Source organism: uncultured Slackia sp. (genome assembly GCF_934630525.1).
GTDB lineage: Bacteria > Actinomycetota > Coriobacteriia > Coriobacteriales > Eggerthellaceae > Slackia.
This window is the reverse complement of sequence record NZ_CAKTVX010000009.1, coordinates 78,805-87,868: the sequence shown is the minus strand read 5'-3', so window position 1 is coordinate 87,868 and position 9,064 is coordinate 78,805. Positions and strand designations below refer to the sequence as shown.

Sequence of the window (9,064 nt, the reverse complement as noted above, 5' to 3'; positions counted from 1 at the left end):
GCCCGCCAGAGTCTGCATTGCATCTGAAAGCATTCGATATTCGGCTCCCAAATGCAACAACTAAAAGATAGGAGTTCCCATGAAAGCCCACGCAACCGAAGCAACGCCTCGCTTAGCAAAGAACGCATCGACGGCAAAGCCCATTGCCACAGCGTTGAATACCACTCTCGTCGCAAGCCTGGTGCTCTTCTGCGCATCGCCCCAACAGGCTCTCGCGCAAAACGAGCCGAGCGACACCGGCAACATCCCCGATATGCACACGCCCGATCTATCGCAAATCGCTTCTGCCACGCGAAGCGGCACCGCAATCATCAAAGCGCAGCTCGAGCACGCGACAAGCATCAATGAATTGAAGAGCGTCGCAAGCAGCGCCCAGCAAAACGCCGATGAGGCGAAGGAAGCCCTCAACAGCAACGGCGCACCCTACATTCAGGCAAAAGCGACGCAAGATGCCGCCCAAGCCGCGTACGATTCCGCAAAAACGAACGCCGACGAAGCAAGGCAAGCCGCGCTCGATGAACTTTCCGCGCAAACGAATGCCGCAATGAAAAAGGCTGATGAAGCCCGGGTCGCGCTCGATGCCGCGAACGCCGAACTGCAAACCGCCAAGAACGACGCAGCCGCTAAAGCCAATTCCTACGATGCCGCAAAACGCACAGCAGCCGAGGCTCAGGCCGCCCTCAATGCGGCCAAGCAAGCCGCAAGCGATGCAACCCCCGAAGCCCTCGCAGCCGCGAAAGCGGCTGTCGACCAGGCGAACAGCGCGCTGCAAAAAGCGCAAACCGATGCGGCGAATGCGCAAACCTCGCTCAACGAAGCGCAAAAGCATGCCGATGAGGCAGTCGCCGCCAACACGGCAGCGCAAACGGCGCTCGCCGCCGCCCAGCAGGCCAAGAATGCGGCAGATGGCCAAGTCGCTTCGGCCCAAGCCGCTTTCGACTCCGCACAAAAGGCACTCAATCAGGCAAAACAAGGCGAAGTCGGCTACAACGAAGCCCAAGCGCGCGTCGATCAAGCCAAAGTCGCCTTAGATTCCGCCACATCCGCCGCACAAGCAGCGGCAGATGAGCTCGCTACCGCGCAAGCAGCTTCAAACGCCGCCAACAACGAGCTTGCCCAAGCCACTAACGAACTTTCTGAAAAAGAAGCCGCCGACGCAACCGCGCAACAAGCGCTCTCCAATGCCAACGATACGGCAGCGGCCGCTCAAACCGAATTCGAGAAGGCGCAGACCGCATATCCCAACGCTCAAGCAAATCAGCAAAAAGCCCAGCAGGCGCTCGAAGCGGCACAGTCCGCGAAAAAGGAAGCCGACGAAGCCCTCTCCAACGCGCAGCAAGCAAAAGAAGATGCCGATACCGCTGTCGCAGCAGCTCAAAAGGCCTACGACGACGCGCAGAAAGCCGCCGACGGCGCCATTACCGAAGCCGACCTGAAAGGCACCGAATTCATCGATTGGATGGTTGGCAATACAGGATGGACCCAGCAGCAAATCGACAAACTCGGCATGGGTTACTGCAATGCAAACGACCCGAAGGATGCCTTTTCTATGGCGAACATTCGAGCCGCGGTGCAGCAAATGCGCGTCGTGAACAAATGGCGCACCGACCGCGGGCTCAATGAGCTGCTCGTCTCTTATCAAAAGGCGGGCGTTGTCGCCATGCTCAACGCCGACTATTCAGATGTGAAACTCGAGCATTCCCCAAACTGGACCATCTGCAATGCCGAAAATGCCGCATGGAACTATGGCGTTGACGCAGATTTCGTTAGCCAATGGGCAGGAGAAAAGGCCGACTTCGATGACATTTGCAAGGAACTCGGCTACGAGCAGCAGAGCGAAGCAACCGCCTTCCAGTTCTATCTCGACCACCAGAACGAAATCGACAAGCAGGCAGGCAAGCGCGTGGTGGGGCATTACATCAATCTCTGCACCACGAGCAGCAACGCGATGGGCTTCGGCATCTGCGCAAAGGGAACGAACAGCGGCTGGACAACCGCCGTGCTCGATTTGGACTGGATTAACACCTCAAACATAGAACCAGGAGCACTCACCGTCGATTGGTACGAAGCGAAAATCGACGAATTCGTCAAAGAAAAGACCTCGGCGTCGACGACCGCTGTCGACGCAGCGAAGCAACAGCTCAACGAGGCCACGTCTGCTCAGTCGCGCGCCGCGAATGATGTGCAAGCAAAACAGGAGGCAGCCGCAAGCGCTCTGGAAAATATCGCTTCAGCGCAAAGCGCTCTCGACCAAGCGAACGACGCGCTCGAGAGCATCGATATCGCAGGCAAACAGCAAGCGGTAAACGACGCGAATGCGGCACTCAGCGAAGCGAAAGAGCAAGCGAACGCCGCCGAACAGACAAAGGCAAAGGCAGCCGAAGCGAAGGCGCGAGCTCAGCAAAAGGCCAACGACGCTGCTGCAACACTGCAAGCAAAACAGCATGCAAGCGAGCAAGCCGCAGGAAACGTCGCTGCGGCGCAAAAGGCTTACGACGACGCAGTACAAGCGAGAGACAACGTATTCGCAGGCGTGAGCACCGCGCAGCAAGCCCTCGACGCGGCACAATCGAACCTGTCGGCAGCAACTGCGGCACAGGCCGATGCAGAAGTGGCCCTCGAGAGCGCAGCCTCCCAGGCGCGCGACGCCCAAATCGCACAGACCGATGCGGAAACCAAACTCAACGCCGCCAAGGCCGCCGCAGCGCAGGCGGGCAAAGACGAAGAAGATGCAGAAAAAACCTCCGAGGGAGCCGAAGCCGCATACAACGCTCTCGTCACCCACGCGAACGCGCTCGCCGCAGCACAGGCGGCAGCAGACAAGGCCGCAGAAGACCAAGATGCCGCCAAAGCCGAATTCGATTCCGCCAACACCGCCGTTTCTGCCGCCGAAGCAAAGATTGCTGCCGCCAGCGAAGCCAAGGCCGGAGCCGACGAGTCCCTCGCCACGCTTCAAAGCATTGACCCAGACGCGTCGATTGGGGCAGGAAACAACGCCAACGCAAACGATGCCTTGAATACTCTGTTTGCCGCAGCGAAGCATGCTGCCGAAAACGCTTCCGACGCTCAAGCCGCCCTCGATGCCGCCGCCAAAGAAACCGGCAAACACGCACCCGCCTACATCGAAGCGCTAGTCAATTACAACGAAGCCTTGGACGTGCTCGATGAAGCGAATGCCAAACTCGCGAAAGCCCAGGCAGCCGAGAGGGAAAAGCAGCTAGCCGCCTCGCAGCAAACCAACGCCGCATCGCAACCGCAGCCCGATTCAGCTCAAGCGAAAAGAGCCGGTAAACATACCTTGCCCACCACGGGCGACGCCGCTCCCTTGGGCGCTGCGGCCGCTATCGCAAGCGCAGCCGCCATGCTCGGAGCACTTGCCAAGCGCAAAATAGTCCGCAAGTAAATCGCAGTCAAGACAGCGGCGAAACGGAAGATTCCCCGTTTCGTCGCTGCGCTTTTCGCGACTTTTCAGCATGCGGAAGCCGAGCGCACTACAATGGGCTCATTCACGAAAGGACCCGTGGGCCCGGAAAATTCGTCGCGAAGGAGCCATGCAATGTTTTGTGTTTATTGCGGCACAAAACTCCCCGATGAAGCACGATTCTGCTTCATGTGCGGAAAGAAAGTCGAACCCGCCGACAATGCAGAAAATATCGTTGCCGCAAACAGCGGAAGCATCGACGAAGAAGAATTCAGCATCGAAATCCAAGAGGATCCCACAACCAGTTCCAGCGAGAAAAGCCCCGACGCACCAGAGCCCGCCATCGAAGGAGACCTCGTCGAAGATGCCCACGACGCGTTCGCAACAACCAATGAAAACGACCCAGACGAGACGTCAGCGGAGGGGCAATCCAGCGAGCAAGCCCACGGCGCATCGGAACCCGCCGATGAAAATGACCACGACGAAGCTGAAGAAGGCCAGGGCTTAAACCCGACCAAGCTCGATGCCCCGAACAACTCGTCCAGCGAGACAATCGTGATTCCACTTGCCACACCGTCGGACAAAACAACGATACTCCCTGGATTCGGCGCCGAAAAAGCAGCCCTCGAACAGGAAAAGTCCGACGAAATCGCCGCGCTTGCAGCTCTCTACCCCGATGCCAGCCCCGCTCAATTCTGCGACCCCACGCCTTTTGAGGCGAAAAGCCCCGACATTACCGAATTCATCGCCCCCGCACCCATAAATGGCACCAAGCCCGCCTCTGCGGAATCGGTCCATTACGCCGAAGGCCCAAAAAAGAAGAGCGCTGGTAAACGCGCCCTTCTTATCGCCATCGTTGTAATTATCGCAGTGCTTGCAGCAGCCGCCGCATTCGGCATGTCGCTCGACATTTCGCCCAACTAGCCCTTTGATCTGCGGCTATCAAAGCCGCCAATAGGCATTAGACAACGAGCCTTTGCACTTCATCCTTAGAGTGAACGCCAAGCTTCGCATACAAATGGCGAGCGTGCGTTTTCACCGTATTCTGAGACAAGAACAGCTCACGCTCAATTTCAGCGCGCGTCTTGCCCTGAGCAATAAGTGCGAGGAGTTCAGTCTCTCGCTCGGTAAGGCCGAATTGCTCGCGCAGCACTGAGCATCGCGCAAGCAGCCGTTCGCGTTGCCCAATGGCGCGCTGACCGCTTTCCAAATCGATGCCCGCAGCGCCCCAGTCGGCGTTCACCGATTCCTCGCTGCGCCAAACCAGCACGCTCACGCCAACGAGCAAAAGTCCCACGCCCGCCACAACCGACAACGCGAATGCATCGGACACCACACCAAGCGCGCGCAGTCCATCGCGAACAAGAACGCCTGCTAAAATAGCCCCCTCGCTGCTTGCGCGCGCGATGGCGAACATGCGCAAGCTGGGAATCTCAAAACGAAACGCCACATTCGCGAGCATCGCGAGCGCAAACACGGTAAACCACACGTACGCGAATTTCGTAAGGAACGAAACCACCGCCCCAAGCCCCGCAAACGCAAGCGGGGTAAAAGCGTATGCCGCAATTGCCGCAACCAGGCACGCCTGCGCCAGCTTGCGCAGATCGAATGATTTTTCTCCATGGAACGCGGCGTACATAAGCGCACCGCCCGCCACCGCCGTCGCCCAAATGCGATGAATCGCGCCCATGCCCTCGCCTATATTCGCGAAGAGGCCCGAAATTCCTGACGCGAGCCCCGCAAGAGCCATAATGCCCACGATTTTCCAGGGAATACGAAACTCCACAGCGACGCAAGGCACGGGCCGCTCGGGAGCAACGAGGCGAAAGCTCGCCCACGCGCACGCGAGTGACAGCACCGGCAAAAGCGCTGTAGCCGCAACTGAGTAATTATGGGTCATGGTAGAAATTAGACAATACGTAGCCCATGCAGCGACGCATGACCCGCCGCCATACACCACCATCTGCATGGTGCCAAGCTGACAATAGATTTCCGCCCACAGGCAGAACAAATAAGCACCACCGAGCGCCGAAGCTATGCCCGCGACAAAAACGAGAGTCGCATTCGCATCACCCGGCACAAGTACATAACCGAGCACCGCCGTAAGCGCGGTCGTCGCAGCAACGAGCACGTTGCCCATCGCGCGCTGCGAGCTCAACGGCCCCAAGCGCGAAGCGATCAGCGCCATAATCACAAACATGCCAATATCGCCCACGCGCATACCCATAGACGCCACACTTCGCAGCACGGTGGACTCACCGCAAAAAATAGACGGAATGTGAACGCAGCACAGCCATGCCACAAAAAGGCCCATTCCGAGCAAGCGCAGAGGATGAAGCGCGGTCGATACGGCGGAATCGTCCGGTGCATCGACGCTGGCGGAATCGAACTCGCCAAGCGTTTGCGCGCTCTGTACGCTTCCCGCTAAACACACGTTTTCCGCCGAGCGCGCGCCCTGCGACATCGTTTGGTTTTTCGACATGGCCCCTCCCAAAAAGCCGCTCGACTGCACGGCACCCACTTCACACGGCATTATACCCAAAACGCAATGCTTCTTTCGCATATGCATTCTTCCAGGTCACTAAAGGGGTGATGAGGGGTGAACGCGAATTCACCCCTTTGTGCGCACGCTTCACCCGCGACAGAGCAAGGCGGCGGCGCAATGATGAACCCACCGAAGGCGGAGCCAAGCGCACCACGCGCAAACGGCCCGGGCGAAAGGGTCGCCTCGAGTTCGGAAGAACGCGCGCCTTATACCATTGAGGACGGAACAATGAGCACTAAAGGAATGAGCCGCCGAAACTTCTTGGCATTGGGTTCGCTGGCCACCATCGCTGGAGGCGCCGCTCTTGCAGGCTGCGCCCCAACGAAGTCGGAAGGCAATGCATCAAAAGACGACGCCAAAGCCGCCGAGGTTAAAACCGCCGACGAGACCATGGAATGCGACATCGCCATCGTTGGTGCGGGTGGCGCCGGCATGTGGGCTGCCGTCGAAGCGTGCCGCGCTGGCAAAAAGGCCATCGTGATCGAGAAAGGCCAAGACGTCGGCGTATCCAATGGCTCGATAGCGGGCGGCCCATTCATGGTGGGATCGAAACTCCAGCAGGCAGCCGGCATCGATTTCGGCGTTGAGGAGGCCTTCTGCCACATTATGGAATACGCCCACTGGGCAACCAACGGCGGCGCTATCAAAAAGGCAGTCGAGCTCTCCGGCTCCACCGTCGACCAGTTCACCGACGATTTCGGCGTTCCCACCGGCCTTCGCCCCGATAACTATGGCGCCGGCCACGAGTCGGTTCGCTGCAACTTCCAGGCCGACCCGAAAGATTCCAAAACTCAGCAGAAGGGCGTGAATCGCATGGGGCCGCTGCAGCAATGGTGCGAGGCCAACGGCGCCCAGTTCGTGTTCAGCACCACGGGCAAAACGCTGCTCATGGAAGAAGGCGCCTGCGTCGGCGTGCAATGCGAGCAGGACAAGAAGGTCATCGACGTGAAGGCCCCGGCCGTCATCGTATGCACCGGCGGATTCCTTGGCAACGACGAAATGATGCAGAAGCAGTTCGGCACGCACGTGAACCCCTTGGGCAACGTGCTGTCCATCGGCGAGGGCATCGACATGGTTACCGCCGCGGGCGGCCAGCTGTCCACGCAGTGGGGCATTGCCGGCAACGAATTCTCGGGCTCTAACCAAAACGCCGACGGCGTGTGGGGCAAAAACAACGCCGCCTTCTCCATTGGCATTTATGGCACCATGCTGGTGAATAACCAGGGCCGCCGCTTCGCCAACGAAGGCCGCTTCGCCAATTTGCCGTTGGCACTCGGCGGCGCAATTTCGCTGGTCGGTGGCCAATATTACGCCATTGTCGACCAGACTTACGTTGATGGCCTGAATGCAGGAACCGACGCATGGACTCTATGCGGATCTGATGCTGAAAACTGGCGCACCGGCTCTATGACCCTGAAAGGAAAGAGCCTCGAAAAGGTTCAGGAAAATATCGACGCCGCCGTGGCGGCAGGCTGGGCGTTTAAGGCAGACAGCATTGAGGAGCTTGCCAACGCAATCGACGCGCCTGATCTCGTCGAAACCGTGGACGAGTACAACGACTACTGCGCCGACGGCAAAGACGAGCAGTTCTACAAGCCCGCATGCTTCCTGCAATCCGTTGCCACCGCGCCGTTCTATGCCCTTCAGTACGAGCCCAGCGCTTGGGTAACCATCGGCGGCATTCGTACGAACGACCGTATGCAGGCCATCGACAACAAGGGCAAGGCCATCAAGGGCCTCTACGTTGCCGGCGCCGACAACGGCACTCTGATGAGCGCGCCCTATTGCGACTACGAGGGCTTCTCTCTCATGTGCGCTTATAACGGCGGACGCATGGCAGGCATGTACGCTTCCGAGGACATCGACGCGTAAGCCAACTTTACTCGCGGCCGCAGCTGCGAATGCATGCGCCCAAAAAAGCACCTCCCAATTGCCCCTCCCAAAAAAGCAGGACGACCCAACGGCCGTCCTGCTTTTTCTTTCGAATACGAAGAGGTGGCGCACCTCTAGAACATCTCGCGCTTGTTGAATACGTAGAGCTGCTCGAATTCCGATTGGCTCTTCGTGAGGTAGATAATGCCCTCGATCACGCCGATGAGCCATACCACGCCCGCCGCAATGCCGATCGTGAGCAGGCTGCCCAAAATAGTCACGCCCAACATAATGAAGCCCGTGGTGTGATAGCCCAGATAGAACTTATGCACGCCGAACACGCCCAGGAAAATCGCGAGCAGGCCTGCAGCCACATGGTCTTTCGTATGCACGAGCGGCTGCTGATAGGGAACCTGATAGGCGCCTTGGCCTGGCGCGTAGTAGCCATTGCTTTGCGAATAGTACGCCGCCTGGCCCGGCTGCTGAGCATAAGGCTGCTGAGCAGCATAACCAGGCTGCGCGTAGGGCTGCTGCGGCTGGCCGGCAGGTTGCTGCGGCGCCGCACCTTGCTGCCCGTAAGGGACGCCATTGAAAACAGGAGGCGCCGGCTTGGGAGGCTGCGACGTAGGCATGAAATCGGCAACGGCCGCCGCGACATAGGCGGGATCGACCGGCTTGCCGTCGTCGTCGACGACCTTCTCAATCGGCGGGGTGTTCGGGAAAACCCCGGAAGCCTCCGGCGCAGCAGCCGGCACGTTGGGGGCAGGGGCGGGAACCGCTTCGACCTCAATGGCCTCCTTGGCGCCCTCAATGGGACCGGATGAGCAAGCGCTTTTTTCCTCAACGACGCCTTCCGCTTCCGCGCCGCCCTCTTCCTCGGCATTGTCTTGCGTTTGAATCGCGGGTTCAGCGACCTCGGCCGACGCGGCGGAAGCCGAAGCGGCCGAAGCAGAAGCATCGTCCTCGGCAGACGCGCCCTCGGCGGCCACCTCCGCGCTCGTGGCCGCGGAAAGCTCCTCGAGGCGCTTGTTCATTTCTTCGATTTGACGCTTGAGCGCCTCAATTTCGGCAGCATGCGCAGCCGCCGAATTCTTCGCCTCTTCAGCCATGACCTCTCTCCTTTTCAAAACGGCGCATCGCGCACATTCGCGATGCCCGAAATATGTGTTGGGGCCATACTATAACGAAAAAAGGCGACGGCCTTAAGCCGCCGCCCACCTGTTAAA

5 protein-coding genes are annotated in these 9,064 nt (G+C 59.1%); 3 read left to right on the top strand and 2 right to left on the bottom strand.

Annotated elements, in window-relative coordinates; translation table 11 throughout:
• The first annotated feature begins 79 nt into the window (after positions 1-79).
• Both Q0D41_RS08105 and Q0D41_RS08100 read left to right on the top strand, forming a co-directional pair.
• The gene (locus tag Q0D41_RS08105) at positions 80-3,403 is read left to right on the top strand and encodes a hypothetical protein (protein ID WP_294377686.1); all 3,324 of its coding nucleotides are present in this window, start codon (positions 80-82) and stop codon (positions 3,401-3,403) included.
• A gap of 153 nt (positions 3,404-3,556) precedes the next feature.
• A complete protein-coding gene (locus Q0D41_RS08100; RefSeq protein WP_294377682.1) occupies positions 3,557-4,345 on the top strand; it encodes a zinc ribbon domain-containing protein in 789 nt (262 codons plus the stop codon).
• Positions 4,346-4,382: 37 nt separating this feature from the next.
• On the opposite strand, the gene Q0D41_RS08095 is transcribed toward Q0D41_RS08100, so the two are convergent.
• Positions 4,383-5,903 (bottom strand): helix-turn-helix transcriptional regulator, encoded by a 1,521-nt coding sequence (locus Q0D41_RS08095; protein WP_294377679.1) that lies wholly within the window; start codon positions 5,901-5,903, stop codon positions 4,383-4,385.
• Between the two features lie 291 nt (positions 5,904-6,194).
• On the opposite strand from Q0D41_RS08095, the gene Q0D41_RS08090 reads away from it, so the two are divergent.
• Positions 6,195-7,838: an FAD-binding protein gene (locus Q0D41_RS08090; RefSeq protein ID WP_294377677.1), complete on the top strand. Its 1,644-nt coding sequence runs from the start codon at positions 6,195-6,197 to the stop codon at positions 7,836-7,838.
• Between the two features lie 134 nt (positions 7,839-7,972).
• On the opposite strand, the gene Q0D41_RS08085 is transcribed toward Q0D41_RS08090, so the two are convergent.
• Positions 7,973-8,947: a TM2 domain-containing protein gene (locus Q0D41_RS08085; protein WP_294377675.1), complete on the bottom strand. Its 975-nt coding sequence runs from the start codon at positions 8,945-8,947 to the stop codon at positions 7,973-7,975.
• Between the last annotated feature and the right edge of the window lie 117 nt (positions 8,948-9,064).

Excerpts from the sequence above, each read along its gene's own strand:
- Q0D41_RS08105 (WP_294377686.1), top strand. The coding sequence starts at position 80 with ATGAAAGCCCACGCAACCGAAGCAACGCCTCGCTTAGCAAAGAACGCA.
- Q0D41_RS08100 (WP_294377682.1), top strand. The coding sequence starts at position 3,557 with ATGTTTTGTGTTTATTGCGGCACAAAACTCCCCGATGAAGCACGATTC.
- Q0D41_RS08095 (WP_294377679.1), bottom strand. The coding sequence starts at position 5,903 with ATGTCGAAAAACCAAACGATGTCGCAGGGCGCGCGCTCGGCGGAAAAC.
- Q0D41_RS08090 (WP_294377677.1), top strand. The coding sequence starts at position 6,195 with ATGAGCACTAAAGGAATGAGCCGCCGAAACTTCTTGGCATTGGGTTCG.
- Q0D41_RS08085 (WP_294377675.1), bottom strand. The coding sequence starts at position 8,947 with ATGGCTGAAGAGGCGAAGAATTCGGCGGCTGCGCATGCTGCCGAAATT.